Raw genomic sequence first — 1,442 nt, 5'->3', positions numbered from 1 at the left:
CCCCCGGCCCGCCCCTACCTGGGCGCGCTCGGGTTGCTCGCGGTGACCCTGGTGGGCGGCTGGCTCGGCCTGGTGGTGCTGGGCAGCATCGAGGAACCGGTCGGCCCGATGAACACCCGGATGTCGCTGCACCCGTCCTGGACCGGGGACACGAAGGTCAACATCTCCCCGCTGGGCTCCCTCCAGCTCGACAGCCACGACGGCCCGCTGCGTCTGGTCGTGGACGTCGACACCCTCGACCCCGACCGGGCCCGGACCCTCGTGCGGCACCCGGAGCGGATCAGCGGGCTGCAGAGCGAGGTGGCCGCCGACGTCGAGCACAGCACGACCGAGCTCGCGCTGCGGTCCTCGGTGGCCGCGCTGACCGGCGCCACCGCCCTCGGCCTGGCCGTCTACCGCAGGCCCCGCCGCGCCCTCGCCGCGGGCGGGCTCTCCCTCGCGGTGCTGGCGGCCTGCGCCGGCACCGCGTACGGCACCTGGAACCCGCGCAGCGTCCTGGAACCCCGGTTCTCCGGGCTGCTGAGCAGCGCCCCCTCGGTGGTCGGCAACGCGCGCAGCATCGTCAGCGACTTCGACATCTACCAGCAGGAACTCGCCCGCCTGGTGACCAACATGACCAGGCTGTACGACGCGACGTCCACGCTGCCCGCGTACAACCCGGACCCGACCACGCTGCGCGTGCTGCACGTCTCGGACATCCACCTCAACCCGGCGGCCTGGCAGATCATCGAGTCCGTCGTCGCCGAGTACAAGATCGACGTGATCGTCGACACCGGGGACCTGATGGACCACGGCACCACCGCCGAGAACGGCTTCACCTCCGCCATCCCCGACCTCGGCGCGCCCTACGTCTTCGTCCGCGGCAACCACGACTCCATGGACAGCCAGCGCGCGGTCGCGGGCCGGGCCAACGCGTACGTGGTCGACGACGGCCGGTCCGTGGTCGTCAAGGGGCTGCGCATCGCCGGCATCGGCGACCCGCAGTTCACCCCGGACCGCTCGGTCGAGGCGGCCGGCGACCCGTCGGAACGGGTGGCCGGACAGGAGCTGGCCGACGCCATCCGTCGGCAGAACGCCACGGGCGCCAAGGTCGACATCGCCGTCGCCCACAATCCGATCGCCGCCGCCCAGACGGACGGCACCGTCCCGCTGATCCTCTCCGGGCACACCCACACCCGGGACGTCGACGTCCTCGAGCACGGCAGCCGGCTGATGGTGCAGGGCACCACCGGCGGCGGCGGACTGCGCGCCGTCGAGGGCGACACCCCCCAGAAGGTGGAGGCCTCCGTGCTCTACCTGGACCGGGACACCCACGCCCTCCAGGCCTGGGACGAGATCACCCTCGGCGGGCTCGGGCTGTCCACCGCCGAGGTCTCCCGCCACCTCCCGGAGGAGGTGGAGCCGGGCCGCGCCCCGTCCCCCTCCTCCTCCCCCTCGAAGGC

The 1,442-nt window shown here is 73.2% G+C and carries 1 protein-coding gene; it reads left to right on the top strand.

The window, feature by feature from the left end:
- The coding region (locus PV341_RS45010; protein ID WP_500361031.1) for a metallophosphoesterase family protein at positions 1–1,442 on the top strand (1,442 nt) is incomplete at both ends.

This window comes from Streptomyces sp. PA03-1a, from assembly GCF_033792805.1.
GTDB lineage: Bacteria > Actinomycetota > Actinomycetes > Streptomycetales > Streptomycetaceae > Actinacidiphila.
This window is presented reverse-complemented; position numbering and strand designations above follow the sequence as displayed.